This is a genomic window from Falsirhodobacter sp. 1013 (assembly GCF_051195255.1).
Classification (GTDB): domain Bacteria; phylum Pseudomonadota; class Alphaproteobacteria; order Rhodobacterales; family Rhodobacteraceae; genus Falsirhodobacter.
Genome location: NZ_JBNJLK010000002.1, coordinates 135,835 through 161,150, shown reverse-complemented (window position 1 = coordinate 161,150; position 25,316 = coordinate 135,835). Strand labels below are relative to the sequence as shown.

At 67.9% G+C, this 25,316-nt stretch carries 26 protein-coding genes; 10 read left to right on the top strand and 16 right to left on the bottom strand.

What is annotated here, in order from left to right:
* Positions 1-16: 16 nt before the first annotated feature.
* Complete coding sequence (locus ACSHZY_RS04270) at positions 17-502, top strand: peroxiredoxin (RefSeq protein WP_435165910.1); 486 nt, start codon at positions 17-19, stop codon at positions 500-502.
* On the opposite strand, the gene ACSHZY_RS04265 is transcribed toward ACSHZY_RS04270, so the two are convergent.
* The 5 genes from ACSHZY_RS04265 to ACSHZY_RS04245 are packed head-to-tail and all read right to left on the bottom strand — an operon-like array spanning position 499 to position 5,940.
* A complete protein-coding gene (locus ACSHZY_RS04265; protein WP_435165907.1) occupies positions 499-1,674 on the bottom strand; it encodes a GNAT family N-acetyltransferase in 1,176 nt (391 codons plus the stop codon). The genes ACSHZY_RS04270 and ACSHZY_RS04265 overlap by 4 nt on opposite strands.
* Positions 1,675-1,704: 30 nt before the next feature.
* Positions 1,705-2,454, bottom strand: coding sequence for a glycerophosphodiester phosphodiesterase family protein (locus ACSHZY_RS04260; RefSeq protein WP_435165905.1), 750 nt, complete (start codon positions 2,452-2,454; stop codon positions 1,705-1,707).
* Positions 2,454-2,900 (bottom strand): RidA family protein, encoded by a 447-nt coding sequence (locus tag ACSHZY_RS04255; RefSeq protein WP_435165903.1) that lies wholly within the window; start codon positions 2,898-2,900, stop codon positions 2,454-2,456. Before ACSHZY_RS04255 ends, ACSHZY_RS04260 begins: the two co-directional genes overlap by 1 nt.
* 56 nt (positions 2,901-2,956) lie before the next feature.
* The gene (locus ACSHZY_RS04250) at positions 2,957-4,219 is read right to left on the bottom strand and encodes an HlyD family type I secretion periplasmic adaptor subunit (RefSeq protein WP_435165900.1); all 1,263 of its coding nucleotides are present in this window, start codon (positions 4,217-4,219) and stop codon (positions 2,957-2,959) included.
* A complete protein-coding gene (locus ACSHZY_RS04245; protein WP_435165897.1) occupies positions 4,216-5,940 on the bottom strand; it encodes a type I secretion system permease/ATPase in 1,725 nt (574 codons plus the stop codon). Before ACSHZY_RS04245 ends, ACSHZY_RS04250 begins: the two co-directional genes overlap by 4 nt.
* Before the next feature lie 109 nt (positions 5,941-6,049).
* On the opposite strand from ACSHZY_RS04245, the gene ACSHZY_RS04240 reads away from it, so the two are divergent.
* Positions 6,050-6,880 carry an MlaA family lipoprotein gene (locus tag ACSHZY_RS04240; RefSeq protein WP_435165894.1) on the top strand — a complete coding sequence of 277 codons (831 nt, stop codon included), beginning with the start codon at positions 6,050-6,052 and terminating at the stop codon, positions 6,878-6,880.
* Entirely contained in the window at positions 6,870-7,493 is a 624-nt protein-coding gene (locus tag ACSHZY_RS04235; RefSeq protein ID WP_435165891.1) for an MlaC/ttg2D family ABC transporter substrate-binding protein, read from the top strand. The genes ACSHZY_RS04240 and ACSHZY_RS04235 overlap by 11 nt, the downstream gene beginning before the upstream one ends.
* 51 nt (positions 7,494-7,544) lie before the next feature.
* Here the strand turns inward: ACSHZY_RS04235 and ACSHZY_RS04230 are convergent, their stop codons facing one another.
* Positions 7,545-9,791 (bottom strand): transglycosylase domain-containing protein, encoded by a 2,247-nt coding sequence (locus tag ACSHZY_RS04230; protein ID WP_435165888.1) that lies wholly within the window; start codon positions 9,789-9,791, stop codon positions 7,545-7,547.
* Between the two features lie 244 nt (positions 9,792-10,035).
* Here ACSHZY_RS04230 and ACSHZY_RS04225 point away from each other — a divergent pair, with 244 nt between their 5' ends.
* A complete protein-coding gene (locus ACSHZY_RS04225) occupies positions 10,036-10,374 on the top strand; it encodes a P-II family nitrogen regulator (protein ID WP_435165885.1) in 339 nt (112 codons plus the stop codon).
* A gap of 22 nt (positions 10,375-10,396) precedes the next feature.
* Entirely contained in the window at positions 10,397-11,734 is a 1,338-nt protein-coding gene (locus tag ACSHZY_RS04220) for an ammonium transporter (protein ID WP_435165882.1), read from the top strand.
* A gap of 63 nt (positions 11,735-11,797) precedes the next feature.
* On the opposite strand, the gene ACSHZY_RS04215 is transcribed toward ACSHZY_RS04220, so the two are convergent.
* From ACSHZY_RS04215 to dapA, 4 genes are read right to left on the bottom strand one after another with little or no spacing between them, the layout of a single operon-like run.
* The gene (locus ACSHZY_RS04215) at positions 11,798-12,958 is read right to left on the bottom strand and encodes an aromatic amino acid transaminase (RefSeq protein ID WP_435165879.1); all 1,161 of its coding nucleotides are present in this window, start codon (positions 12,956-12,958) and stop codon (positions 11,798-11,800) included.
* The gene (gene sseA, locus ACSHZY_RS04210; RefSeq protein WP_435165876.1) at positions 12,958-13,788 is read right to left on the bottom strand and encodes a 3-mercaptopyruvate sulfurtransferase; all 831 of its coding nucleotides are present in this window, start codon (positions 13,786-13,788) and stop codon (positions 12,958-12,960) included. The genes ACSHZY_RS04215 and sseA overlap by 1 nt, the downstream gene beginning before the upstream one ends.
* Before the next feature lie 33 nt (positions 13,789-13,821).
* Entirely contained in the window at positions 13,822-14,289 is a 468-nt protein-coding gene (gene smpB, locus ACSHZY_RS04205) for an SsrA-binding protein SmpB (RefSeq protein ID WP_435165873.1), read from the bottom strand.
* A gap of 39 nt (positions 14,290-14,328) precedes the next feature.
* Complete coding sequence (dapA, locus tag ACSHZY_RS04200; RefSeq protein ID WP_435165870.1) at positions 14,329-15,204, bottom strand: 4-hydroxy-tetrahydrodipicolinate synthase; 876 nt, start codon at positions 15,202-15,204, stop codon at positions 14,329-14,331.
* A gap of 129 nt (positions 15,205-15,333) precedes the next feature.
* Here dapA and ACSHZY_RS04195 point away from each other — a divergent pair, with 129 nt between their 5' ends.
* The gene (locus ACSHZY_RS04195; protein WP_435165867.1) at positions 15,334-17,238 is read left to right on the top strand and encodes a transglycosylase SLT domain-containing protein; all 1,905 of its coding nucleotides are present in this window, start codon (positions 15,334-15,336) and stop codon (positions 17,236-17,238) included.
* On the opposite strand, the gene ACSHZY_RS04190 is transcribed toward ACSHZY_RS04195, so the two are convergent.
* Both ACSHZY_RS04190 and mnmD read right to left on the bottom strand, forming a co-directional pair.
* Positions 17,216-18,109, bottom strand: a complete 894-nt coding sequence (locus ACSHZY_RS04190) for a DMT family transporter (RefSeq protein ID WP_435165864.1) — start codon at positions 18,107-18,109, stop codon at positions 17,216-17,218. The genes ACSHZY_RS04195 and ACSHZY_RS04190 overlap by 23 nt on opposite strands.
* Positions 18,106-18,780, bottom strand: a complete 675-nt coding sequence (gene mnmD, locus ACSHZY_RS04185; RefSeq protein WP_435165861.1) for a tRNA (5-methylaminomethyl-2-thiouridine)(34)-methyltransferase MnmD — start codon at positions 18,778-18,780, stop codon at positions 18,106-18,108. The genes ACSHZY_RS04190 and mnmD overlap by 4 nt, the downstream gene beginning before the upstream one ends.
* A gap of 93 nt (positions 18,781-18,873) precedes the next feature.
* Here mnmD and ACSHZY_RS04180 point away from each other — a divergent pair, with 93 nt between their 5' ends.
* Positions 18,874-19,896, top strand: a complete 1,023-nt coding sequence (locus tag ACSHZY_RS04180; protein WP_435165858.1) for an NAD(P)/FAD-dependent oxidoreductase — start codon at positions 18,874-18,876, stop codon at positions 19,894-19,896.
* Here the strand turns inward: ACSHZY_RS04180 and ACSHZY_RS04175 are convergent.
* Genes ACSHZY_RS04175 through leuC form a run of 3 tightly spaced genes read right to left on the bottom strand, consistent with a single transcriptional unit; the run spans position 19,893 to position 22,928 of the window.
* Entirely contained in the window at positions 19,893-20,846 is a 954-nt protein-coding gene (locus tag ACSHZY_RS04175) for an endonuclease/exonuclease/phosphatase family protein (protein ID WP_435165856.1), read from the bottom strand. The two genes, ACSHZY_RS04180 and ACSHZY_RS04175, sit on opposite strands and share 4 nt — an antisense overlap.
* Positions 20,847-20,892: 46 nt before the next feature.
* The gene (gene leuD, locus ACSHZY_RS04170; protein WP_435165853.1) at positions 20,893-21,498 is read right to left on the bottom strand and encodes a 3-isopropylmalate dehydratase small subunit; all 606 of its coding nucleotides are present in this window, start codon (positions 21,496-21,498) and stop codon (positions 20,893-20,895) included.
* The gene (gene leuC, locus ACSHZY_RS04165) at positions 21,498-22,928 is read right to left on the bottom strand and encodes a 3-isopropylmalate dehydratase large subunit (protein WP_435165850.1); all 1,431 of its coding nucleotides are present in this window, start codon (positions 22,926-22,928) and stop codon (positions 21,498-21,500) included. The genes leuD and leuC overlap by 1 nt, the downstream gene beginning before the upstream one ends.
* Before the next feature lie 279 nt (positions 22,929-23,207).
* Between leuC and ACSHZY_RS04160 the strand changes: the two genes are divergently transcribed.
* The 3 genes from ACSHZY_RS04160 to rlmH all read left to right on the top strand — a co-directional run bounded on the left by ACSHZY_RS04160 (position 23,208) and on the right by rlmH (position 24,623).
* Positions 23,208-23,645 (top strand): hypothetical protein, encoded by a 438-nt coding sequence (locus tag ACSHZY_RS04160; protein ID WP_435165847.1) that lies wholly within the window; start codon positions 23,208-23,210, stop codon positions 23,643-23,645.
* A 139-nt stretch (positions 23,646-23,784) separates the two neighbouring features.
* The gene (gene rsfS, locus ACSHZY_RS04155) at positions 23,785-24,153 is read left to right on the top strand and encodes a ribosome silencing factor (protein WP_435165844.1); all 369 of its coding nucleotides are present in this window, start codon (positions 23,785-23,787) and stop codon (positions 24,151-24,153) included.
* A complete protein-coding gene (rlmH, locus tag ACSHZY_RS04150) occupies positions 24,153-24,623 on the top strand; it encodes a 23S rRNA (pseudouridine(1915)-N(3))-methyltransferase RlmH (protein WP_435165841.1) in 471 nt (156 codons plus the stop codon). Before rsfS ends, rlmH begins: the two co-directional genes overlap by 1 nt.
* Here the strand turns inward: rlmH and ACSHZY_RS04145 are convergent.
* Complete coding sequence (locus ACSHZY_RS04145; RefSeq protein ID WP_435165839.1) at positions 24,611-25,057, bottom strand: GNAT family N-acetyltransferase; 447 nt, start codon at positions 25,055-25,057, stop codon at positions 24,611-24,613. The two genes, rlmH and ACSHZY_RS04145, sit on opposite strands and share 13 nt — an antisense overlap.
* Positions 25,058-25,316 lie beyond the last annotated feature (259 nt).

The window sequence follows — 25,316 nt, the reverse complement described above, 5'->3', positions numbered from 1 at the left end:
CGAGGGAGATTTCAGGATGATCGCCAAAGGGGACCGTCTGCCGGCCGCACAACTGGTCAGGATCGGCGAAAACGGGGTGGAACAGGTCGATCTGGCCGCCCGCCTGAAGGGCCGCAACGTGATCCTGTTTGCGGTGCCGGGCGCCTTCACGCCCACCTGCCATTCCGCGCACATGCCCAGCTTCCTGCGCAACGCCGACGCCCTGCGCGCCAAGGGCGTGGACGAGATCCTTTGCGTCTCCGTCAACGACCCCTTCGTGATGAAGGCCTGGGGCGAGGCGACGGGCGCCACCGACGCCGGCATCACCCTGCTGGGCGACCCTAAGGGCGAGCTGACGCAGGCGCTGGGCTTGGCCTTCGACGCGCCGGGGCCGGGCCTGATGGGCCGTTCGCGCCGCTATGCCATGCAGGTCGTGGACGGCGAGGTGCGCGTCCTGCATCTGGAAGACACCCCCGGCGCCTGCGAGATCTCGGGCGGCGAGGAGATGCTGAAGGCGCTCTAGTCCTCGGCCTCGCCCCGGTCGCGGCGGAACGGACCGTAGGAGGTCAAGACCTCGATCTCCTCGTCCACCGCCGCACGTTCGGCTTCCAGATACTGCGCCACGGCGCGGCGGAAGGCAGGATCGGCGATCCAGTGCAGGGAATGCGTTTCCGTGGGCAGGTAGCCGCGGGCCAGCTTGTGTTCGCCCTGCGCGCCCGCCTCCACATGCGGGATGCCATGGGCGATGGCAAAGTCCATCGCCTGATAATAGCACAGCTCGAAATGCAAAAACGGGTGGTGTTCGGTGCTGCCCCAATAGCGCCCGAACAGCGTGTCGCGCCCGATGAAGTTCAGCGCGCCCGCCACCCAGCGCCCTTCGCGTTCCGCCATCACCAGCAGGATGTCGTCGGCCATGGTGCGATGGATCTCGTCGAAGAAGGCGCGGGTCAGATAGGGGCTGCCCCATTTGCGCCGCCCCGTATCCTGATAAAAGTGCCAGAACGCGTCCCAGTGTTCGGGCTTCAGGTCCGACCCCGTCAGCGCGTGGATCGTGCCGCCGAAGGCCTGGGCGCCTTCGCGTTCCTTGCGGATGTTCTTGCGCTTGCGCGACGACAGGTCGGAAAGGAACGCCTCGAAGCCCGCGTAATTCCGGTTCTGCCAGTGGAACTGCTGGCTGGCGCGGGGCATCAGGCCCAATTCGATCCCCGCTTCCGCTTCTTCCGCCGTGCAGAAGGTCGTGTGGACCGAGGACAGGTTGTTCTGTTCCGCCAGCGCCAGCGCGCCCTGCATCAGGGCGCTGCGGCCCGTCTCCTCGAATCCGGGCAGGGTCAGGAAACGGCGACCGGTGGCGGGGGTGAAGGGCACGGCGATCTGGATCTTCGGGTAATACTGGCCGCCCGCGCGTTCATAGGCGTCGGCCCAGTTGAAATCGAAGATGTATTCGCCTTGGCTGTGGGACTTCAGATACAGCGGGGCCGCCGCGATCATCCGCCCGCCGACGCTGGCCGTCAGCGGGCGCGCCTGCCACCCGCTGCGCCCGCCGGTCGAGCGCGATACCTCCAGCGCGTGCAGGAAGCGGTGGGTGGTGAAAGGGTCCGGCGGCACGCCGCCCTCGGGATTGCTTAGCGCGTCCCATTCGGCCGCGTCGATGCTGCCGAACCCGTCCTGCGCCGTCACTTCGGTCTGTGTGTCCATGCGCCGATGCTGGCGCATGGACGGGCGAAATCAAGATGGGATCGCCGCCGGATAGCCTTCGAAGGTCACATTCGCGGCAACGGTTCGGGCCTGCGCCTCCTCCTCGGGGGTGCGGATGGTCCAGCACAGGATCGCCGCCCCCTGCGCCTTCAATTCCGCCACGCGGGGCCGGTCCAGATCCCGGTGATAGTGCGAAAGGAAGGACGCCCCCGCCCGGTCATAATCCGGAATTTCGCGTAGCCGGGCGCGCTCCGCCTCCTCCAGATGGGGCCAATCCTCGGCGGAGTAGTCGCAGGTGGTCAGGCCGCGGGCGATGTCGGGGGCCAGTTCGGCCATCCGCACCACGGTTTCGGGGTTGAAGCCCATCACCGCCACCGGGCCGTCATACCCCTTCAGCAGGGCCGCCGTCGCCCGTTCCAGATCGCCGGTGAACGGTGTCTGGTCCTTGATCTCCACCAGCAGGGGAACCTTCCCGGCCACGATCTCCAGCACCTCGGCAAAGGTCGGGATGGTCTCGTCCCCGCCGGTCAGGGGGATGGTCGACAGGTCCTGCGCCGTGCGGGCCGCCACGGGCCCGGTCCGATCCGTCAGCCGGTCCAGATCGTCGTCGTGAAACACCACCGGCACGCCGTCAGACGACAATTGCAGGTCGATCTCGATCGCGTAGCCGGCGGCGATGGCCGCGCGGATCGCGGCGCGCGAATTCTCGACCCGGCCGGCCGCGCGATCGTGCAGCGCACGATGGGCCACGGGAAGGCGCAGGAAGTCGGGGTGCAGCATCAGCGGATCTCGAAGATGGCTTCGATCTCCACCGCCACCCCGCCGGGCAGCGAGGCGGCCGACACGGCGGACCGCGCGTGACGGCCCGCATCGCGGAACACCGCCACCATCAGATCCGACGCGCCGTTGATCACCTTCGGCTGGTCGATGAAATCGGGGACGGAGTTCACGAAGCCCACCAGCTTCACCACCCGCACGATCCGGTCCAGATCGCCCCCGAGTGCGGCCTTGGCCTGCGCGATCAGGCTCAGCGCGCAGACCTTCGCGGCGTCGGCCCCCTCCTCGGCCGTCAGGTCGGCGCCCAGCTTGCCCGTGATCCCCCGGCTGATCTGGCCGGACACGAACAGCTGCTGCCCCGTCACCACGAAGGGCACGTAGTTGGCCACCGGCAGCGGCGCCTCGGGCAGGGTCAGTCCAAGGTCGGACAGGCGGGATTCGATGGTCATGGCAGGCTCCTTTGGGTTTGGCCCGAACGCTAGGGGCCGGACCGACGGCTGGCAAGTCAGCTTTCCCGGAAGGCCCGGTCGAAATAGCTGGTGAAGGGGTGCAGCAGATAGCCCAGCGGCGACCGCGCGCCGGTTCGGATGAAGGCGTCCGCCGGCATTCCGGGGGTCAGAACCAGCCCCGGCGGTGCGGTCAGGGCAATGCGGGCGACATAGAAGCTCGCGCCCTCCTTATCCTGCAAGGTGTCGGCCGACACCTGCTGCACGATCCCCTCCACCTCGGGGGCGGTGCGGCCGGGGAAGGCCGGAAGGGTCAGGCGCACGGGCTGGCCTTCGCGCACCTCGTCGATGTTGACGGGGGGGATCCGCGCCTCGGCCAGAAGGGGTTCGTCCTGCGGCACGATCCACAGCACGGCGTCCGCCGCGCGGATCACGGCGCCCGGCGTGGTCACCGTCAGGCCCAGCACCCGCCCGGCGACCGGTGCGCGGATGTCCAGCCGGTCGAGCTGCCGGCGCAGGGCCGCGCGGCGTTCCGTCAGTTCGGCCAGCTGATAGGAAAAGTCGCGCAGCTGGGTGATCGCCTCCTCCCGCCGCTCCGCCGTCAGGGACAGCGCCCGCATGCGGTATTCGGTGATCCGGTCCTCCGCCTCGGCCAGATCGGCGACAAGGGCGCCGGCCTGCCCCTGAAGGCGCGCCCCTTCCCGTTCCAGCGCGCGAACCTGCGCCCGCTGGGTCAGACCCTTGGCCAGAAGCACGCGTTCGTCGGCCAGCTCCTCCTCGGCCAGCCGCAGTTGGGTGGCGTTGGCGACGGCCTGCGCGTTCAGCCCGTCGATCTGGCTGCGCACCTGCGCCTCGCGCTGGCGCAACTGGTCCTGCTGCGCGGCCAGGGTGGCGGCGCGGGCGGCGAACAGGGTGCGCTGGCCTTCCATCTGAAGCGCGACTTCGGCCCGGTCGGCGGGAAGGTCGGGCGGGAAGGTGATCGCGGCCCGTTCGTCCCGTTCCGCCGCCAGGCGGGCGTGGCGGGCCGTCACCTCGAACACCTGGCTTTCCACGATGGCGAGTTCGGAGCGAAGGGCGCTTCCATCCAGGCTGAGCAGCAGATCACCCGCCTGCACAACCTGCCCTTCGGCCACGCTCACCCCGGTCACCACGCCACCGTCCAGATGCTGCACCGCGCGGCGGTTGCCCGGCACCTGCAGGCTGGCGGGGGCGATCACCGCGCCGTCGATCCGCGCCAGCACCGACCAGCCGCCAAAGCCCGCCACCAGGATCGCCAGCGCCACGCCCCCGGCCACGACCTGCCCCTTGATCCCGAAGGTCATGCGGCGCCCCTTTCGCGCAGGATTTCGGCGTGGTTCCGGACCATCTGGCGCAGGATCTCGTCCCTCGGGCCGAAGGCGCGGCGCATCCCCGCCTCCAGCACCAGAAGGCGGTCGCAATCCTGAATGGCCGAGGGGCGGTGCGCCACGATCACCGCCGCGCCCCCGCGGGCCTTGTGGTCGCGCAGCGCAGCACGCAGCGCCTCCGTTCCCTCGGCGTCCAGGCTGGCGTCGGGTTCGTCCAGCACCAACAGGACCGGATCGCCATACAGGGCGCGGGCCAGGCCGATGCGCTGGATCTGCCCGCCCGACAGCTGCGCCCCCAGCGCCGTGACGCGGGTGTCGTAGCCTTGGGGCAGCGACAGGATCATCTCATGCGCGGCGGCCTGCTGGGCGGCGGCCAGCACGCGCTCGGCGTCCGGCGTGCCCAGACGGGCAATGTTTTCGGCCACCGTCCCGTCGAACAGCGTCACCCGCTGCGGCAGATAGCCCAGCCACGCCCCCAGCGCGTCGCCGTCATATTGCCCCAGCGCCGCGCCCCCCAGACGCACCTGCCCCGCCTGCGCGGACCAGACGCCCGTGATTGCCCGGGCGAGGGAGCTTTTCCCCGCCCCCGACGGCCCGATCACCCCCATCGCCTGACCGGGGGCGACGGTGAAGCCGATGCCACGCAGCACAGGCGCCCCGCCGTTGGGAGGAAGCACGGTCAGCCCTTCCACCTCCAGCCGGGCGACGGGGCGGGGCAACGGCAAAGGCATCTGGGGGGCCGGTTCCGCGATCAGAAACCCGTTCAGGCGGGTCCAGCCCTGCTGGGCCCGCACGACGGTGGCCCAATGGGCGATGATCCCCTCGATCGGGGCCAGCGCCCGTCCCATCAGGATGGAGGCCGCGATCATCACCCCGGCCCCGATCGCCTGATGCAGCACCAGCCATGCGCCAAGGCCCAGCATCGCCGATTGCAGGATCAGGCGCAGCACCCGCGTCACCGCGCCGATGCCGCCGTTCAGCCCCGCCGCGGCGGCCCCGCTGACCAGCCCTTCGTGCCGCAGGTCGTGCCAGCGGCGGAAGGCCGCGTCGGACATGCCCAGCGCGCCGATGGTTTCCGACTCGGCCAGCAGGATCTGCTGCGCGCGTTCGGCTTCGGCACCGAGGCGGGCCGCTTCGGCCAAGGGGGCGGCGGACAGGCGGCGGTTCAGTGCCGTCAGCGCCACCAGCACCGTCCCGCCCCCCAGGGCCAGCCAGCCCAGCGCCGGATGGAACAGGAAGATCAGGCCCAGAAACAGCGGCGTCCACGGCAGGTCGAACAGCGACGCGGTCACGGGGGAGGCGAAGGCCTTCTGCACCGCCTCCAGATCGCGCGAGGCGGCCAGCGCCCGCGCGTCGTCCGGCCGCCGCGACAGCCGCGCCAGCGCGGCCCGGAACACCCGCAGGTCCAGCCCGTCCTGAAACGCGGCCCCTAGACGGACGAGGATGCGCCCGCGCACCGCGTCCAGAAAGCCCATGACCGCGAACAGCCCGCCCGCCAGAAGAGACAAGGCCACCAGCGTTTCCACCGAGCGCGCCGCCAGCACACGGTCGTAGACCTGCATCATGTAAAGCGGTCCGGTCAGCATCAGAAGGTTGCAGAAGAACGAGAAAACCCCCACCGCCACCAGACCGCCCCTTGACAGCCGCAGGGCCTGCCGCAGTTCTGGTATTCCGGTTCCGTTCGTCATTTTTGCCACGATGCCCCTCGTCCCGTTTCGGCCGACGTTGTCATCGCCGGTCTGGCCGAATATGGCGTGAACCTGGGGCGGTGACGTTCAGTCACGATTTGATGGGGACATTAGGATGATGGTGGTTAACAAAGCTTTGTCGCGGGTATCGGCCTTGGCCGCTGTTTCGGGACTGGCCCTGCTGGCCGCCTGTGGCCCCGCCCCGCAGGCGACGGGGGTGAACGACCCGAACGAAGGGGTGAACCGCAACTTCCACGCGTTCAACAAGGGTCTGGACCGTCGCGTCCTTCGTCCCGTGTCCCACACCTATGGCCATGTGCCCAGTCCGGTGCGGACCAGCATCTCGAACGTGGCCGAAAACCTCGAACTGCCGGGCGATGTCGTGAACGGCGTTCTTCAGGGCCGCCCGGGCAGCGCCTTGTCGAACACCGGCCGGTTCCTCGTGAACTCCACCATCGGGGTGCTGGGCATCTTCGATCCGGCGACGCATCTGGGCATGCCCCAGAAGGACGCCGATTTCGGCGAAACGCTGTACACCTGGGGTGCGGGCGAAGGCGCCTATGTGGAAAACCCGGTCTTCGGCCCGTCCACCACGCGCGACACCTTGGGCCTGATCGTCGACACGATCACCAATCCCTTGAACTTCCTGATCGACAAGCCCGAAACCACCTACGCCTCCGTGGCCAAGGGCGGAGAGATCCTGGACACCCGCTACACCTACACCGACACGATCGACGATGTGCTTTATGACAGTGCGGACAGCTACTCGCAGGCGCGTCTGGCCTACCTGCAGAACCGGCGCTTCACGCTGGAGCAGAACGCCGGGCGGGGAACCGCAGAGGGGGATGGCGGGTTTATCGATCCGTATGCCGATGCACCCGGTGGTGCGGCCCCGGCCGCGGCGTCCGCAGATTTCATAGATCCCTACGAGGATACCAATGCTCAATAACACTCCCTTTGCCCCCGTTCTGACCCGCCGCGCTTTGGCCGGTGGTCTGGTCGTCGGTGGTCTGGCGCTGACGCTGCCCGGCTTTGCCCGCGCGCAAAGCGGTGCCGACGCGGCCCGCCGCGCGGTCGAACAGGCTGTCGCCTCGGTCAACCAGATCATCGCTTCGGGCCAGTCCGAGCAGCAGATGTACGACGACTTCGAGCGGGTCTTCGCGACCTATGCCGACGTTCCCACGATCGCCCGTTCCACGCTGGGCGTGGCCGCACGTCAGGCGACGCCGGCCCAGCTTCAGGCCTACACGCAGGCCTATCAAGGCTACGTGTCACGCAAGTACGGACGTCGCTTCCGCGAGTTCATCGGCGGCAAGATCCAGGTGACCGGTGTCAACCCGATCAAGAGCTATTACGAGGTGGTGTCCACCGCCTCCTCCCGCAGCAGCTCGGGGGCGGATGTACGCTGGCACGTGTCGACGAACAGCGGCAGCCCGAAGTTCTTCAACATCATCATTCAGGGCGTGAACATGCTCGCCTCCGAACGGACCGAGGTTCAGGCGATCCTGGACCAGCAGGGCGGCAGCATCGACCGCCTGACGCAGGCCCTGCGCCGCGCCTGAACCCGCCGGTTTGGAATGAAAAAGGCCCCGCCATCTGGCGGGGCCTTTCGTTTATCCCCCAAAGGCGCGCCGGACGTCGTTCAGGATGCGCTCGGCGACGTTGGGTTCGCCCTGCGACTGCGGCTGGGCCTGCGGGACCGGCTGCACCTCGGCCACGGGGGCGTTGGTGGGGGCAGAAGGGGGAACGCGGGCTTCGGGCACGATCTTGCGCAGCGGAACCAGCGGCTGGCCGTCCTCGATCCGGCTCATGACCTCGCGCCAGATGTCTGCGGGCAGACCGCCGCCCGTGGTACCCTTCAACGGCGTGTTGTCATCATAGCCCATCCAGACGCCCACGACGTAATCAGCCGTGAAGCCCATGAACCACGCATCGCGCGCGGCCTGCGTGGTGCCGGTCTTGCCCGCCGCCTCGCGCCCTGACGGAAGCTTCGCGCGCCGGCCGGTCCCCGTTTCGATCACCTGCGTCATCATGTAGGTCAGAAGCTGCGCCGCCTCGTCCGAGATCACGCGTTCGCCCAAGCCCCCGGTCTGGCCGATCAGGGGCGTGTCGTCGCCGCGCAGGCGCAGGCTGGTCAGGCCATAGGGATGCACGGCCATTCCGCCGTTCAGGATGCCGGCATAGGCGCCCGTCATCTCCAGCAGCGTCGCCTCGGACACGCCCAGCGCCAGCGAGGGGCTGTTCACCAGGTTCGAATGGATCCCGAAGCGCGATGCGACGTCGATGACCTTCTGCCGGCCCACCGCCTCGGACACGCGGACGGCGGGGATGTTCAGCGAATGGGCCAAGGCGTGGGTCAGCGTCACGACCCCGCTGAACGTGTGGTCATAGTTCGACGGCGTCCACGGGCCCGATCCGGGGATGTTCAGCGTGAAGGGCTTGTCTTCCACGAAGTCGGCGGGGCTGAAACCTGCGTCCATCGCGGCGGCATAAACGAAGGGCTTGAAGGACGACCCCGTCTGCCGCAGCGCCTGCGTGGCGCGGTTGAAGGACCCGGCCGGTTCCACCGTCCGCCCGCCCAGCATGGCGCGCACGGCGCCGTCCGGCGACATGACGACCACGGCCGTCTGGGCCTTCGATCCTTCGCTGACCTTGTCCTTAAACACCTGCGTCACCGCGTCCTGCGTCGCACGCTGAAGACGCTGGTCCATGGTGGTCTGGATCACCACATCCTCGGTCGTGTCGCGGGTCAGGAAGTCGGGGCCCGATTCCATCACCCAATCGGCGAAGAACCCGCCGGACCGGTCCTCGGCCGCGCCGGACAGCTGCGCCGGATTTGCCACGGCATAGCGGGCCTGTTCGGCGGTCAGGTAGCCCTGATCCTCCATCAGGCCGACGATGACGTTCGCGCGGTCAATGGCGCGCTGCAGGTTGTTCGTCGGCGCGTAATAGGACGGGGCGCGCAGAAGGCCCGCCAGCATCGCGGCCTCGGCCGGTTCGACCGCCTTCGCGGACTTGCCGAAATAGCGTTCGGCTGCGGCTTCGAACCCGCGCGCACCGGCGCCCAGATAGACGCGGTTGAAATAGATGGTCAGGATGTCGGCCTTGGAATACTTGGCCTCCATCGCCAGCGAATAGGGCACTTCCTTGATCTTGCGCCACAGGCTGGTGGTGCGGCAGTCGGCCTCGTACTCGGCTTCCGACTTCCACTTTTCGGGATCGTATTGCACACCGAGGCACAGCAGCTTCGCCACCTGCTGCGTGATGGTGGACCCGCCGTTGCCGTCGAACGGGCCGCGGCCCGCGCGCAGGTTGATCGCGACGGCCGAGGCGATGCCCCGCGGGCTGACCCCGAAGTGGCGGTAGAAGCGCCGATCCTCGGTCGCGACGACGGCGTTGCGCAGGTTGGCCGACGCATCCTCGGACCGGAGGGAGCCGCCATACACTTCCCCCCGCCAGGCGAAGGTTTCGCCGTTGCCGTCCAGCATGGTGACCGACCCGCGCACCCGCGCGTCCAGAAGGTCCGACACCTGCGGCAGGGTGGAAGCGAAGTAGAACGTGGCCCCGCCGATCAGAAGCGCCAGCACCAGGGCGGAGCGCCAGAAGACCCCCCACACCACGCGGCGCAGCAGGGTCAGCAGGCCCAGAACCAGCGCGACGACCGGGTTGCGCGGCCGGCGGGGCGCAGGCTTGCGCGGCGCGGGTTTCCTTGGCCCACCACCGTTGCCGCCCTGACCGCCGCCGGTCCGGCCCCCGCCATTGCCGCCGCCCTGACCGCCGCCCGCTGCCCCACGTCCGCTGCCGTTCGCCGCATAGCGCTTCTCCGCCACGAGAGGCGTGCGCCTGGTCGGTCCACTCATGCCTGTCTGCCCTTCTTTTTCTGTCGCAGCAGAATAACGTTTCTCGCCGGCTTTGTTGAGGGCTGTTTGTTTCCGCCCCGTTACCGCGCCGCAAAGTTTTTGCGCATTCCGCCGAAATAACAGGCGTACCGCCATATTGGCCTGTCTTCAGCCGCCTTGCGGTTCGGCGGATGATTGCCGGAAGCCCAAAAAGACCGCTTTCTGCCCCCAATGGCCCAAGGCCGCAATCACGAGGGGATGCACGGTGAAACTGATCATTGCAGCCATCAAGCCGTTCAAGCTGGAGGAGGTCCGCGAGGCCCTGACCGCCATCGGCGTGCGCGGGATGATGGTGACGGAAATCAAGGGCTTCGGATCGCAGTCGGGCCATACGGAAATCTATCGTGGCGCGGAATACGCCGTGAACTTCGTGCCGAAGGTCCGGCTGGAGATCGTGGTGTCGGACGCGATGGCAGAATCGGTGGTGGACGCCATCCAGGCCACCGCCAAAACCGACAAGATCGGCGACGGCAAAATCTTCGTGCTGGATGTGGAACAGGCCGTCCGTGTGCGCACGGGCGAAATCAACGACGATGCGCTTTGATCGCACGGGGGGACTGGGGACGATGAGACAAGTGATGAAGACCGCGGGTCTGGCCGCACTGGGCGCGATGGGCGCCCTTCCGGCGCTGGCGCAGGGCGCCGTGCCCGCCGCCGTGGTGGAGCCGGTCATGGACAAGGGCGATGTGGCGTGGATGCTGGTGTCCACTGTGCTCGTGCTGTTCATGATCCTGCCGGGCCTCGCGCTGTTCTATGGCGGCCTCGTGCGGACGAAGAACATGCTGTCGGTGCTGATGCAGTGCACGCTGATCACCGCGATGGTGATCGTGGTCTGGGTTCTGTGGGGCTATTCCTTCGCCTTCGGCGGCAACACGGGGCCGTTCTTCGGCGGCTTTGCCAAGATGTTCCTGGCCGGCGTCACGCCGGACAGCATGGCGGCCACCTTCTCGGCCGAATACGTGATTCCGGAATACGTGTTCATCTGCTTCCAGATGACCTTCGCCTGCATCACCCCGGCCCTGATCGTCGGCGCCTTTGCCGAACGGATCCGCTTCAGCGCGCTGATGCTGTTCATCCTGCTGTGGGTCACCTTCGTCTACTTCCCGATCGCGCACATGGTGTGGGACGCCAACGGCCTGCTGTTCGGCTGGGGCGCATTGGACTTCGCCGGCGGCACCGTGGTGCACATCAACGCCGGGATCGCGGGCCTTGTCGGGTCCATGCTGGTGGGCAAGCGCATCGGTCTGGGCCGCGACATGCTGGCCCCGCATTCGATGACGCTGACCATGGTCGGGGCCTGCATGCTGTTCGTGGGCTGGTTCGGCTTCAACGCCGGATCGAACCTGGAAGCCAATGGCGGTGCCGCGCTGGCCATGATCAACACCTTCACCGCCACCGCCGGCGCCACCCTGGCCTGGGTCGCGATCGAAGGGGCCGCCCGTGGCAAGGCCTCCATGCTGGGCGCGGTGTCGGGCATGGTGACGGGTCTGGTGGCGGTCACCCCCGCGGCCGGCCTGATCGGACCGGTGGGCGCGATCGTGCTGGGCGCCATCGGTTCGGCCGTATGCTACTTCTTCGTGGCCACGGTGAAGAACAAGTTCGGCTATGACGACAGCCTTGATGTCTTCGGCATCCACGGCATGGGCGGCATCGTGGGCGCGATCGGCACCGGCATCTTCACCTCCGCATCCTTGGGTGGCATCGGCTATGCCGAGGGCGTGACGATGGGCGCCCAAGTCTGGACGCAGATCCTTGCGGTTCTGGTGACGATCGTGTGGTGCGGCGTGGTGTCGGCCATTCTTTACAAGATCGTGGACGTGGTCATCGGCCTGCGGGTCACCGCAGATCAGGAACGCGAAGGCCTCGACACCACCTCGCACGGCGAAAGCGCCTATCACTACTGATCGCCCCTTCGGGCAAAGAAAAAGGGCGGAGCCGCGGCTCCGCCCTTTTTCACATCACGGGCTTCACATCACGGCGGCGATGGCGGCCGCCACGACCGGGATGTTGGCGTGGCTGAGGCCGGCGACATTGATCCGGCTGTCCCCCAGCATGTAGATCCCATGATCGACCCGCACCCGCTCCGCCTGTTCGGGGGACAGGCCAAGGCGCGAGAACATGCCTCGATGTTCCGCGACGAAGCCGAAGCGGTCGGTGCGGCAGGCGTCGCGCAGGGCCACCGCCAGCCCTTCGCGCAGGGCGATCATGCCGGTGCGGATGCCTTCCAGCTCGGCCCGCCAGTCGGCGCCCAGCGCGGGATCGGTCAGGATCGTGCTGACCACCCGCGCCCCGTGATCGGGCGGGAACGAGATCGACAGCCTGTTCAGCGCCGCCAGATTGCCCTGCACCCGCGCCGGATCGCCGCCCGTAGCCAGCAGGACCCCCGTGCGTTCGCGGTAGATCCCGAAGTTCTTGGAACAGGAGGCCGCCACCAGGACCTCCGGCAGGCGCTGAACAAGGAAGCGGGTTGGAAGCGCATCCTCCTCCAGCCCGTCGCCGAAGCCCTGATAGGCCAGATCGATCAGCGCCAATGCGCCCGCGCCCGTCAGGACCTTCGCCACCTCGGCCCATTGCACAAGCGAGGGGTTCGCCCCCGTCGGGTTGTGGCAGCAGCCGTGCAGCAGGACCACGTCGCCGGGTTTGACGCGGGTCAGATCCTCCAGCATCCCCTCGATGTCCAGACCACCGGTGGCCGCGTCGAAATAGCGGTATTCCGCGCGGCGCAGGCCCAGATAGTCGATGATCGCCGGATGGTTCGGCCAAGTCGGGTTCGACAGCCAGATCGTGGCGTCGGGGTTCATCATCCGCACCAGTTCCAGCGCCTGCCGCACCGCGCCCGTGCCGCCGGGCGTGGCGATGGCCGCGCCCCCTTCCGCGCCCAGGATCAGGCGCTGCATCGCGGCCAGGAACACGGGATCGCCGGGCATCGCGGTGTAGACCTTCGTGTCCTGCGTGTCCCAGATCATCCGCTCCGCCTCGCGCACGGCGCGCATGACAGGGGTGCGGCCTTCGGCGTCCTTGTAGACGCCCACGCCCAGATCCACCTTCACGGGGCGCGGGTCGTCGCGGAACATCTGCATCAGGTGCAGGATCGAATCCGCGGGTTGTGGTTTCAACGTGTCGAACATCAGCCCTTCTCCACCGGCAGGTCGGCGCGGCCGCCCCATTCCGTCCATGATCCGTCGTACAGCGCGTGATCGGGATGGCCCAGCCGTTCCAGCGCAAGGCTCAGCACCGCCGCCGTCACGCCGGACCCGCAGGAGGTGACGACAGGCTTTTTCAGATCCACCCCCGCCGTGCGGAACGCCTTTTCCAGCGCCTCCACCGGCTTCATCGTGCCGTCGGGGTTCAGCACCTCTCCGAACGGCAGGTTGCGGGCGCCGGGGATGTGGCCGGATCGCAAGCCGGGACGCCGTTCGGCCACCTCGCCCCGGAAGCGGGGGGCGGCGCGGGCATCCACCACCTGCGCGCGGCCGGTCGCCACCTGTTCGGCGGTGCGGACGCGGCCCAGTTGCAGGACGGGCAGCACGGCTTCGAACAGCAGTTCAGGGATTTCGGTGGTCAGGGGACGACCCTCCGCCTGCCACTTGGGCAGCCCGCCATCCAGCACGGCCACGGCGTCGTGGCCCATCAGGCGGAACATCCACCAGGCGCGGGCGGCGGAAAAGAGGCCCTTGCTGTCATAGACCACGACCTGCGTCGCGCCGCCGATGCCCATGGCGCCGATGGCCTGCCCGAACGCTTCGGCCGTGGGGGCCATGTGGGGCAGGTCGCTGTCCGTATCGCTGATCCGGTCGATGTCGAAGAAGCGCGCTCCGGGAATGTGCGCCTGCGCGTATTCGGCCGCCGCGTCGCGCCCGTCCGCCGGCATGTGCCACGAGGCGTCGAGCACCACCACCTCGTCCAGCCGCGCGGCCAGCCAGTCGGTGGAAACAAGGGTATGGGGATCGTTTGTCATGGGGACACCTCCGCCCCCTTCGTTACGCGCCGCTCAGCCCTGCTTCAAGAGGCGGGCCTGCTGGCGCTGCCAATCGCGCTTGGCCGAGGTTTCGCGCTTATCGGCCAGCTTCTTGCCCTTGGCGATGCCGATCTTCACCTTCACGACGCCACGGTCGTTGAAATACATCCGCAGCGGGACCAGCGTCATGCCTTCGCGCTTCGTGGCGTTCCACAGGCGCGACAGCTCCTTGCGGTTGACCAGCAGCTTGCGGCGGCGACGCTCCTCATGCCCCCAGGTCTTGGCCTGAAGATAGGGCGCGACATAGCCGTTGATCAGCCATAGCTCCCCGTCCTCCACGCTCGCATAGCTTTCGGCGATGTTCGATCCGCCCTGGCGCAGCGACTTCACCTCGGAGCCGAGGAGCATGATCCCCGCCTCGATGTCATCCTCGATGGCGAAATCGAACCGCGCGCGGCGGTTTTCGGCGATCAGCTTGCTGTTGGGATCGGATTTTTTCATGGGGCAGAGATAGGGGGCGCGGGCGCCCCCGTCCAGATGTCAGTTCAGCAGGCCCGCATGGCGCATGGCCGCGTCGATCCGCGCCTTCACCCCGTCGCTGACGCCCACCAGCGGCAGGCGCACCTCCTCCTCGCACCGGCCCAGACGGGACAGGGCGTATTTCGCGCCGGCAAGGCCCGGTTCCAGGAAGATCGCCTCGTGCAGCGGCATCAGGCGGTCCTGATACTCCAGCGCCTTGGCGTAATCGCCGGCCAGCGTCGCCGCCTGGAATTCGGCGCAAAGACGCGGGGCCACATTGGCCGTCACGGAAATGCAGCCCACACCACCGTGCGCGTTGAAGCCGAGTGCGGTCGCATCCTCGCCCGAAAGTTGCACGAAGTCAGGACCGCAGGTGATGCGCTGCTGGCTCACCCGCTCCAGCTTGCCGGTCGCGTCCTTCACGCCGACGATGCGGGGCAGCTTGGCCAGTTCGCCCATCGTGTCGGGCGACATGTCCACGACCGAACGGCCGGGAATGTTGTAGATGATGATCGGCAGGTCGCTGGCGTCGTGCAGCGCGCGGTAATGCGCGATCAGGCCCGCCTGCGTGGGCTTGTTGTAATAGGGCGTCACCACCAGCGCGGCGTCCGCCCCCGCTTCCTGCGCGAAGCGGATCAGGCCGATGCCTTCCACGGTCGAATTGGACCCTGCCCCCGCGATGACCGGCACGCGGCCCGCGGCGTATTCCACCACCTTGGCGACCACGGTGCGGTGTTCTTCATGCGTCAGGGTGGGGCTTTCGCCCGTCGTGCCCACGGGCACCAGCGCGGACGACCCTTCGGCGATCTGCCAGTCGACCAGCTTCTTCAGCGTGTCCAGATCCAGTGCGCCGTCCTTGAACGGCGTCACGAGGGCAGGAATGGAACCCTTGATCATGACACGCTTCTCCCCTTCGGCGGATTCGTCCGCATTGAAACGCGACTTCCTTACGCCGCAAGACGGCCTTTGCCAAGCTGGCGCGGTCGTGTGTTGCCCCGGGGGCTGCGCTTTGGCAGGATGCGCGGCATGAAAACCCTGCTTTTGTCCGCCTGCCTGATGCTTCCGCTGCCCGCACTGGCGGACGGGCTGAAGACCGCGCTGCAACTTTCAGCCCAGCACGACTGGGACGCCGCCCGCAACGCCGTGCAAAGCGACGTGGCGCGCGACATCGTCGAATGGCAGCGCCTGCGCGAAGGGGACGGCACGGCCCGCGACTACGAGACGTTCCTCGCCCGCCGTCCGGACTGGCCCGGCATCCCCCTTCTGCGCCAGAAGGGGGAAGCGGAGATCGCGGTTTCGGGCGATGCGGACCGGATCATCACCTATTTCGCGACGCAGCGCCCGCAAACGGCCAAGGGGGCCATCGCCCTGTCGCGCGCCTATCTGGCGCAGGACCGCGCGCCCGAAGCGCAAGCCGAAGCGTTGCGTGCCTGGCGCGACCTGTCGCTGACGGCCGACGAACAGGACGAGTTGTCCCGCATGTATCCCGTCCCCATCGCCGGTGAGGACATCCCCCGCACCGACCGCCTGCTGTGGAACGGCAAGCGCGCCGAGGCGGAGCGCATGATTCCCCGCCTGTCCGCGGGCTGGCAGGCGCTGGTGCGCGCCCGGCTGGCCCTGCGCGCGGACGAGGACGGCGTGAACGAGCTGATCGCCGCCGTTCCGCCCCAGCTGGCCGACCATCCGGGGCTGGCCTATGAACGATTCGCCTGGCGGATGCGCAAGAAGCTGTACCCCGAGGCGGCGGAGCTGATCCTGGCGCACAGCACGGGCGCCGCAGCCTTGGGCCGCCCCGACCTTTGGGCCCCCCGCCGCATCTTCCTTGTGCGGGAGTTCGAGGACAAGGACCCGCAGCTCGCCTATCGCATCGCTTCCTCCCACGGGTTGACGGAAGGGGGCGATTTCGCGGATCTGGAGTTTCTGGCCGGCCACATCGCCCTGCGCCGCCTGAACCGCCCCGCCGACGCGCTGGAGCATTTCCGCCATCTGGAACAAGGCGTGGGCACGGCGATCAGCCTGTCGCGCGCGCTGTATTGGCAGGGCCGCGCGCTGGAAGCGATGGGCAACTACGACGCCGCGATGACCACGTTCCAGAAGGCGGCGGCCCATTCCTCGGCCTATTACGGGCTGCTGGCGGCCGAACGGCTGGGGTTGAACACCGATCCCGTCCTTCTGGCCGGCAACGCCACGCCAGACTGGCGCACGGCGCCTTTCATGACCGGATCCGTGATGCAGGCCGCGCGCCTGTTGCTGGAAGCGGGGGATTTCCAGCAGGGCCGCCGCTTCCTTCTGCATCTGGCCGAATCGCAGGACGCGACGGGCTTGGCGCAACTGTCGGACATGGCGCTGGCGATCGACCAGCCGAACATCGCGCTGAATCTTGCCAAGATGGCGGCGGGGCGCGGCATCATCCTGCCCGCTGCGTATTATCCCGTCCCGGATCTGGTGCCGGACGGGCTGCCGGTGACGCGGGCCTTCGCGCTCGCCATCTCGCGTCGGGAAAGCGAGTTCGATCCGGCGGTGGTCAGCCCGGCCGGCGCGCGGGGGCTGATGCAGGTGATGCCCGAAACGGCGAAGAAGCTGGCGACCGGCCTTGGAGCCGATTTCAGCACGGCGCGCCTGACGGCCGATCCGGCCTTCAACGTGCGCCTCGGCTCCACCTACCTTGCCCAGATGATCGAGGAGTTCGGGCCGGCCGTGTCGCTGGTCGCCTCGGGCTACAATGCCGGACCCGGGCGGCCGCGCCAGTGGATCGCGGCCATGGGCGATCCGCGCGATCCGGCCGTGGACGTGGTGGATTGGGTGGAGGACATCCCTTACGCCGAAACCCGCAGCTATGTGCAGCGGGTCGTGGAATCGCTCGTGATCTACCGCGCGCGGCTGGCAGGGGTGCCCGTGCCCGTCCGCGTCACGGACGAGTTACGGGGGTAGGCTCCTCGCCCTTCTTTTCGGCGCGCCACAGGGTGAAGAGGCCGGCCGCCACGACGATGAAGGCCCCGATGACGATGTTCGGGGTCAGTGCCTCGCCCAGGAAGGCGACGCCGATGATCGTCACCCAGACCAGTTGCAGGAAGGAAAACGGCTGGATCTCGCTCGCCTCGGCGAAGTCGTAGGCGCGGATCATGCACCAGTGGCCAAGGATGCCCGAACAGGCCAGCAGCGCCATCCAAGGCGCGCTTCCCGCGCTGAGCGGTTGCCAGAACCACAGGCCCAGCACCGTGATGGCCGCCGCCCCCGCAATGCCCGCCCAGAAGAAGCTGACCTCTGCCCCGTCCTCGGCCGCGACGAAGCGGGTCAGCAGGCCGTAAAGCGCGAACATCAGCGCGGCGGCGAAGGGCAGGACCGACCAGACCGACAGCACCCCCGCCCCCGGCTGCAGGATGACGAACACCCCGACGCAGCCCACGGCCACCGCGAGCCAGCGCCGCCAACCGACATATTCGCCCAGGATCGGCCCGGACAAGGCCGCCACCAAGAGCGGGAAGCAGGTGAAGACGGCGTGCGTGGCCACAAGCCCCAGCTTCACGAAGGCCACGACCATGATGCAGATCTCGGCCACCAGCAGCACGCCGCGCAGCCCCTGGATCAGCGGATAGCGCGGCCGCAGCATTCGCCGCAGCCCGCCCGAGGATCGCATCGCGAACGCCACCACGAAGGCCGCGAAGACCCAGTAGCGGATCATCACGATGACGAAGACGTTGTTCGTTTCCCCCAGATGGCGGGACAGGGCGTCCTGCAGGGAAAAGATCATCGTGGCCGCGATCATGAAGGCGATGCCCTTGCGGGTATTGGCCTCGGTCATGGGGTCTCCTCCGGTCGATGGCCGACCGTCATGTGCCGTTTCGTTCCAAATCCCGCCCGGCGTTCCACCGCGAAGCCCGCGGCCTGAAGGGCGCGACGCACATGGCCCGCGGCGGTGTAGGTGGCGAAGGTGCCGCCGGGCGCCGTGTGCCGTCCCACCTGCGCCAGAAGGTCGTCCGACCACATCTCGGGGTTCTTGGCAGGGGAAAAGCCGTCAAGGAACCATGCATCCGCGGCGCCCTCCCAGGCGGGCAGGGTGTCACGGGCGTCGCCGGTCACGATCCGCGCGTCCAGATCGTCCAGCTGGATGTGGCGGGCGCCGTCGGCGTATTGCGACAGGAACGGGGCCGCCACCTCCGCCACCTCGGGGAAGGCGGACAGGGCGCGGGCCATGTCGGGCGCGGCCATCGGAAACGCCTCGAACGAGGTGAAGTGCAGCCGTCCCGGCACCCCCGCCGCCCGCCACGCGATCAGCGCCGCCAGCAGGTTCAGCCCGGTGCCGAAGCCCAGTTCGGCGATGTGGAACCCGTCGCGAAAGCGTGCGGGCAGGTCGTTTCCGTCCAGAAACACGTGCCGCGTTTCGGACAGCCCGCCCGTAAGCGAGAAGTAAGGATCGTCAAAGCGGGAGGAGACTGGAATCGCCCCGTCCCGCCAGTCAAGCTCTGCCTGCATGGGAATCTCCGTCGCCCTCTCCATGCTCCCGCCTTGCGCCAAGCGCAACACCCGTTCTGGCGGTCGGGGTCCGCATCCCGTAAGGAAGGGCGCATGACACCCGATCTGATCATCCACGGCGCCGGGATCTTCGGCCTGTCCATCGCGTGGGAGGCGGCGCGGCGTGGCGCTTGCGTGGCCGTGGTTGATCCCCATGGCATCGGCGCCGGCTCCTCGGGCGGGGTGGTGGGCGCGCTGGCGCCGCATGTGCCAGAGAACTGGAATCCGAAGAAGGCGTTCCAGTTCGACAGCCTGCTGATGGCCAACGCCTTCTGGCACGGGGTGGAGGACGCCTCGGGCCTGCCCGCCGGCCACGCCCGCACCGGACGCCTGCAACCACTGGCCGACGCCGCCGCCGTGGCCATGGCCGAAGCGCGGGGGGCCGAGGCGGAGACCCTGTGGCAAGGCCGTGCCATGTGGCGCGTGCGCCCGGCCCAAAGCGGGTGGGAGCCCCCTTCCCCCACCGGCCTGCTGATCGAGGATACGCTGTCCGGGCGCATCCATCCTCGCATGGCGCTGACCGCACTGGCCGAAGCCATCCGATCCAAGGGCGGCACGATCGGGCCTTTGGCGGAAGGCGCGCCCACCCTGTGGGCGACGGGCACGGCCGGCTTGGCGGACCTGTCCCGCGCGTTGGGCCGGAACGTGGGCACCGGGGTGAAAGGTCAGGCGCTGGTGCTGCGGCATGATGCGCGGGATCTGCCGCAACTGTTCGTGGACGGGCTGCACATCATCCCCCATGCCGACGGCACCGTCGCCATCGGATCGACGACCGAACGCGACACGCAGGACCTGTCCACCGACGCGCAACTGGACGCGCTGCACGCCAAGGCCGTCGCGGCCGTGCCGGTTCTGGCCGACGCGCCTGTGGTGGAGCGTTGGGCAGGGCTGCGCCCGCGCGCGAAGTCCCGCGCCCCGATGCTGGGGGCTTGGCCCGACCGTCCGGGGCATTTCATTGCCAATGGCGGCTTCAAGATCGGCTTCGGCATGGCGCCCAAGGTGGCGCAGGTCATGGCCGATCTGGTGCTGGGGGGGCGCGACGCGATTCCCGAAGGCTTCCGCGTCACCGATAACTAAAGGTCGAGATCGACCCAGACCGGGCGATGGGGCGCGCCCTCACCCACACCCGCGCCGCTGACGGTCAGGCCCGCCTGCGGCAGCACGTAATCCAGCCGCAACGGGCCGGTCTGCGCGTATTCGGCCGTGATGGTGCCGGGCAGCGGATCAGTCAGGGACGGATGGGCCAGAAGCGTGGCGATCCCCTCGCGCCGCCCGTCGCCGGCGTGCGGGTCGGCGTTGGCATTGCCCAAGATCACCCAGGGGCCCTGCGGGGATACGAAGGACAGCCGTCCGTCGATCAGATCGGTCCAGAACGTGATCTCATCCGCGTTGCGGCGGCCGTTGCGATCCTCGGGACCGTCGAAGACCGGCGTCGTGGCGTGGAAGGCCAGCAGCCGCAGCACCGGACCCGACGGCAGTTGCACCGGCACCTCCCAATGCGCGACGGAAGACAGGCGCTGCACGGCTTTCGCGTCCTCTCCCATCCCCTCGAACAGCAGGGCATCGGGTTTCGCGGTCCAAAGCATGTCCGAGAAGTCGCGCACCCCCTCTGTCAGGATGGGAAAGCGCGACAGCACCGCCATCCCGCCATCCCCGGCAAAGAAGCCGAAGCCCTGCCCGTCCGCCGCCCCGCCCAGTCGTCCGTCACCGTCCAGATCCAGACCGGTGCCCATGCCCGTGTTGGGCCGCAGCGCGAAACGGTAGGGATAGTCGGTGGCCAGAAGATCCGCGAAGGCGTTCAGCCCCACGCCGTGCAGGTCGTAATCCACGTCCTGCAGCACAAGGATGTCGGCCTTCGTCGCATCCACCGCCGCCACCGCTTTCGCCGCGTCCCCCCGCAGGATGTCGCGCAGCATCAGGCCCGGTCCCTTGGCGGACAGGTCCGTGTGGAAGGTGGCCACGCGCACCGGATCGGCCGAAGCCGCCAGTGGCATCAGCAGAAGGAAAAGGAAAAGCCCGACACGCATGGTGCCGGGCTATCAAATTGCGGTTAACGCGGGGTTAAATCCGTGGTTAAACCCAGGGCCGCGCGGTGGCCATCTGCGCCTCGAACCCCTGGATCGCGGGGGCCTTTTCCATGGTCAGGCCGATGTCGTCCAACCCGTTCAGAAGGCAGTGGCGGCGGAAGGGATCGATGGAAAACGCGAATTCCTTCCCGTCCGAGGTGGTGACCACCTCCCGCTCCAGGTCCACGGTGATGCGGGCGTTGGCGCCGCGCGTCGCGTCGTCCATCAGCACGTCCACCACCTCTTGCGGCATCACGATGGGCAGGATGCCGTTCTTGAAGCAGTTGTTGTAGAAGATGTCGGCGAAGGAGGTGGAGATCACGCAGCGCACCCCGAAATCGAGGAGCGCCCAAGGCGCGTGTTCGCGCGACGATCCGCAGCCGAAATTGTCGCCCGCGATGATGATCTCGGCGTTGCGATAGGCCGGCTGGTTCAGCACGAAGTCCGGATTCTCCACGCCCTGCGCGTCATAGCGCAGCTCGTCGAACAGGTTCTTCCCAAGGCCCGACCGATGGATCGTCTTCAGGAACTGCTTGGGGATGATCATGTCCGTGTCGATGTTCACGAGCGGCATGGGGGCGGCGACGCCCGTCAGTTGGGTGAACTTGTCCATTACACGGCCTCCTGCGTCATCAGTTCGCGCACGTCGGTCAGGCGTCCCGTCACCGCCGCCGCCGCCGCCATCGCGGGCGACATCAGGTGCGTGCGTCCGCCGCGGCCCTGACGGCCTTCGAAGTTGCGGTTCGACGTGGCGGCGCAACGGTCGCCCGGCGACAGCTGGTCGTCGTTCATGCCAAGGCACATCGAACAGCCCGCCAGACGCCATTCGAAACCGGCGTCCAGGAACACCTGCGCGATGCCTTCGGCTTCGGCCTGCGCGCGCACAAGACCCGATCCGGGCACGACCATCGCGCGGATGCCGTCCTTGACCTTGCGGCCGCGCAGAACGTCGGCCGCCGCCCGCAGATCCTCGATCCGGCCGTTGGTGCAGGAGCCGATGAAGACCGTGTTGATCGCGATCTCGTCCAGCTTCTGGCCCGCTTCCAGACCCATGTAGTCCAGCGAGCGTTGGGCCGCGGCCACCTTGCCGCCCGCGAAGCTGGACGGCTCCGGCACCACGCCGGTGATCGGCAGCACATCCTCGGGCGAGGTGCCCCACGTCACGACCGGGGCGATGTCCTCGGCGCGGATGGTGACGACCTTGTCGTAATGCGCGCCTTCATCGGAGAACAGCGTCTTCCAGTAGGCGACGGCGGCGTCCCACTGTTCGCCCTTCGGCGCATTGGGGCGGTCCTTGCAATAGGCGAAGGTCGTCTCGTCCGGCGCGACGAGGCCCGCACGCGCGCCGCCTTCGATCGCCATGTTGCAGACGGTCATGCGGCCTTCCATCGACAATTCGCGGATCGCCTGCCCGCAATATTCGATGACATGGCCGTTGCCGCCCGCCGTGCCGGTCAGCCCGATCACGGTCAGGGTGATGTCCTTCGCCGTCACGCCGGGGGGGAGCGAGCCGGTGATCTCCACCTTCATGTTCTTCGATTTCTTCTGGATCAGCGTCTGGGTGGCCAGAACATGCTCCACCTCGGACGTGCCGATGCCGTGGGCCAGCGCGCCGAAAGCGCCATGCGTCGCGGTGTGGCTGTCGCCGCACACCACCGTCATGCCCGGCAGCGTCCAGCCCTGTTCAGGGCCGACGATGTGCACGATGCCCTGCCGGATGTCGTCGATGGGATAGTAGTGCACGCCCGAGGCCCGCGCGTTGGTGTCCAGCGCGGCAACCTGGATGCGGCCTTCCTCATTCTCGATATGCGTTTCGCGGCCGGCGGTGGTGGGCACGTTGTGGTCCGGCACGGCGATCGTCTTGTCGGGCGCGTGGACCTTGCGACCCGTCATGCGCAGCCCTTCGAAGGCCTGCGGACTGGTGACTTCGTGCACCAGGTGGCGGTCGATGTACAGAAGGCAGGTGCCGTCGGCGTCGGCTTGGATGACGTGGTCATCCCAGATCTTGTCGTAAAGGGTACGGGGTTTGTCCTGAGCGGTCATGGCGTCCTCGGAAGGAATCATCGGGGAGGGGCTTTGAATGCAGATCAGCGGCGTGTGGGATGCCAAAAGGCACCCCGCCGCGTCAAAGCCGCGCGAGGATGTTGCGGGTCGCACCGAAGAACCGCGCCGGAAGGCGGGCATGGTCGGTGATGTTGAAGTAGATGAACCCTTGCATGGTGCGCATCATACCAGCACTGTCGCGGCAGGCAAGGTTTTCAAAAGGGCACGGCTTATGACGTGGTTGCTGCGGGCGGTGTTCGCGATGTTGCCGGCGGTGGCTTGGGCGGATGGAACGCGGTGGACGAGGGGGCAGGTGTCGGGGGGATCGAACTGAGGATGACGTTGTCGGACGGCCGCGCCCTCAGGTATCCCGAGGGCACGATCGACATCGTCCGCGAAAACCGGGACACGCAACCGGATGATCGCGTCGGAATGGCCCTGATGCAGGGGCCTGTCAGGACGGCACAAGGCGCGACCTACCGCTTCGCGGTGGTGGAAGAGGATCGCCAAAGGGCGGTGGACCTTTGGGATCGCACCGGCCCCCAGCGTGAATATCGCCCCTCCCTCTCGTTCTGCACGACGATGGAACGTCGGACCAAACCCTCCATCACCTACTCCCTGTATCGTTCCGGCTTCGGCAGCACGAAATCACAGAGCCTGAGCGCGGACAGCCTGCACGGGATGATGGCGAAAATCCGCCCCTGCCCCACCCCCTGAACCGCCCGTTGAGGTTGCGGCCCCTTGATGTTAACATGGACGGGATTTGCGCGGGCTGTCCCGCGCGCGACAGCTGGAGGACGATGTCCTGTCTCATTCCGATCCATCGACCGGTCTGCCGGTCGGGCCGCGCCCTGACATGAACGCGGCTTCCCCCGACAACTCGCAAAGCGAGGCGATCCTGGCCCGCGTCCTGCAGTCGCTGGACGACGACAAGGCCGAAGAGGTCGTGCAGATCGACCTGCGCGGACGTTCCGACATGGCCGATTACATGGTCATCTGCTCGGGCCGGTCCTCGCGTCAGGTGGCGTCCATCGCGGAAAAGCTGATGGACAGCGTCAAGCAGGACTTTGGCCGCATTTCCAAGGTCGAAGGCAAGGACACCGGCGACTGGGTGCTGATCGACACGGGCGACGTCATCGTCCACGTCTTCCGCCCCGAGGTCCGGGAATTCTACCAGCTTGAAAAGATGTGGCTTCCTTCGGACCAGCAGTCCCCCACGCTCTGATGAGGGTGCATCTGTGCGCGGTGGGCCGGCTTCGGCAGGGCCCCGAGCGTGAACTGGTCGACGACTACACCACCCGTTTCGACCGCACGGGCCGGGCCCTCAGCCTCGGCCCGTTGAGCGTTCACGAGGTGGAGGACCGCAAGAACGGCGGGATGGAGGCGGAGGCGGAGCTTCTGGCCCGCGCCGTCCCCTCGGGCGCGCTGGTGTGCGTGATGGACGAACGCGGGCGCACGCTGTCCAGCCCGGACTTTGCCGACCATCTGGCGCGGTGGCGCGATGGCGGGCGGCAGGATGTCGCCTTTGTCATCGGGGGTGCGGACGGGCTGGCCCCGGCGTTCCGCAACCGCGCCGATTTCGCGCTGTCCTTCGGGCAGATGGTGTGGCCGCACATGCTGGTGCGGGTCATGCTGACGGAACAGCTGTATCGCGCGGCCTCGATCCTGTCGGGCGCGCCGTATCACCGCGCGTGATCGGGGTGGCGCAGACGGTAGCCCGTCTTGCCGCGGTCGAAGCCCAACCCTTCATAGAAGCGATGCGTGGCGGGATCGCGGGATCCGGTCATCAGCAGGATCTTGTAGCACCCGGCCTGCCAGGCGGCGTTGATCGCGGCCTGCATGACCGCCGCACCATGGCCCTGCCGCCGATGGTCCGCATGGGTCACTACATTCTCGATCAACGCATAGGGCCGCCCCTGCCGCGTCAGGTTCGGGATGACGATCAGCGTGGCCGAGGCCACGATCGCGCCGCCGGACCGCAGCACGAAGACGCCGCTGCCCGGGTACAACGCCAGCTGCGTCAGCCGCTCCTGCGCCGAGGCGACATCCAGCACCGGATCCTCCGACACGAGGTGCTGGTACAAGGCCAGCAACTCGGCCGCGTCCGAAGGTCGGGCGAGGCCGATCATGTCACATCCCCGCCCGCCGACCGCCAAGCGTGACCGTTCGGGTCCAGACGCGGAGTGCTTGGTTGATGATGACCTTCAGCGGAACATGCGGTGCGCAGCGGTGGGTTGAAATCGGCCAGCAGGCCAGAGGGCGGATCCACGTCACAATAGCCTGACACGTCATACCCCCCTGTCCGGCGTGAAGAGCGACAGGTCGCCGCTTGAATGGCCCGGAGATGATGTGAACGTCACCAAGCCGCATGAAGCCGCCTTCCTGTTG

Coding starts and splice junctions, on each gene's coding strand:
- ACSHZY_RS04270 (WP_435165910.1), top strand. CDS start 17: ATGATCGCCAAAGGGGACCGTCTGCCGGCCGCACAACTGGTCAGGATC.
- ACSHZY_RS04265 (WP_435165907.1), bottom strand. CDS start 1,674: ATGGACACACAGACCGAAGTGACGGCGCAGGACGGGTTCGGCAGCATC.
- ACSHZY_RS04260 (WP_435165905.1), bottom strand. CDS start 2,454: ATGCTGCACCCCGACTTCCTGCGCCTTCCCGTGGCCCATCGTGCGCTG.
- ACSHZY_RS04255 (WP_435165903.1), bottom strand. CDS start 2,900: ATGACCATCGAATCCCGCCTGTCCGACCTTGGACTGACCCTGCCCGAG.
- ACSHZY_RS04250 (WP_435165900.1), bottom strand. CDS start 4,219: ATGACCTTCGGGATCAAGGGGCAGGTCGTGGCCGGGGGCGTGGCGCTG.
- ACSHZY_RS04240 (WP_435165894.1), top strand. CDS start 6,050: ATGGTGGTTAACAAAGCTTTGTCGCGGGTATCGGCCTTGGCCGCTGTT.
- ACSHZY_RS04235 (WP_435165891.1), top strand. CDS start 6,870: ATGCTCAATAACACTCCCTTTGCCCCCGTTCTGACCCGCCGCGCTTTG.
- ACSHZY_RS04230 (WP_435165888.1), bottom strand. CDS start 9,791: ATGAGTGGACCGACCAGGCGCACGCCTCTCGTGGCGGAGAAGCGCTAT.
- ACSHZY_RS04220 (WP_435165882.1), top strand. CDS start 10,397: ATGAGACAAGTGATGAAGACCGCGGGTCTGGCCGCACTGGGCGCGATG.
- ACSHZY_RS04215 (WP_435165879.1), bottom strand. CDS start 12,958: ATGTTCGACACGTTGAAACCACAACCCGCGGATTCGATCCTGCACCTG.
- sseA (WP_435165876.1), bottom strand. CDS start 13,788: ATGACAAACGATCCCCATACCCTTGTTTCCACCGACTGGCTGGCCGCG.
- smpB (WP_435165873.1), bottom strand. CDS start 14,289: ATGAAAAAATCCGATCCCAACAGCAAGCTGATCGCCGAAAACCGCCGC.
- dapA (WP_435165870.1), bottom strand. CDS start 15,204: ATGATCAAGGGTTCCATTCCTGCCCTCGTGACGCCGTTCAAGGACGGC.
- ACSHZY_RS04195 (WP_435165867.1), top strand. CDS start 15,334: ATGAAAACCCTGCTTTTGTCCGCCTGCCTGATGCTTCCGCTGCCCGCA.
- ACSHZY_RS04190 (WP_435165864.1), bottom strand. CDS start 18,109: ATGACCGAGGCCAATACCCGCAAGGGCATCGCCTTCATGATCGCGGCC.
- mnmD (WP_435165861.1), bottom strand. CDS start 18,780: ATGCAGGCAGAGCTTGACTGGCGGGACGGGGCGATTCCAGTCTCCTCC.
- ACSHZY_RS04180 (WP_435165858.1), top strand. CDS start 18,874: ATGACACCCGATCTGATCATCCACGGCGCCGGGATCTTCGGCCTGTCC.
- ACSHZY_RS04175 (WP_435165856.1), bottom strand. CDS start 20,846: ATGCGTGTCGGGCTTTTCCTTTTCCTTCTGCTGATGCCACTGGCGGCT.
- leuD (WP_435165853.1), bottom strand. CDS start 21,498: ATGGACAAGTTCACCCAACTGACGGGCGTCGCCGCCCCCATGCCGCTC.
- leuC (WP_435165850.1), bottom strand. CDS start 22,928: ATGACCGCTCAGGACAAACCCCGTACCCTTTACGACAAGATCTGGGAT.
- rsfS (WP_435165844.1), top strand. CDS start 23,785: ATGAACGCGGCTTCCCCCGACAACTCGCAAAGCGAGGCGATCCTGGCC.
- rlmH (WP_435165841.1), top strand. CDS start 24,153: ATGAGGGTGCATCTGTGCGCGGTGGGCCGGCTTCGGCAGGGCCCCGAG.
- ACSHZY_RS04145 (WP_435165839.1), bottom strand. CDS start 25,057: ATGATCGGCCTCGCCCGACCTTCGGACGCGGCCGAGTTGCTGGCCTTG.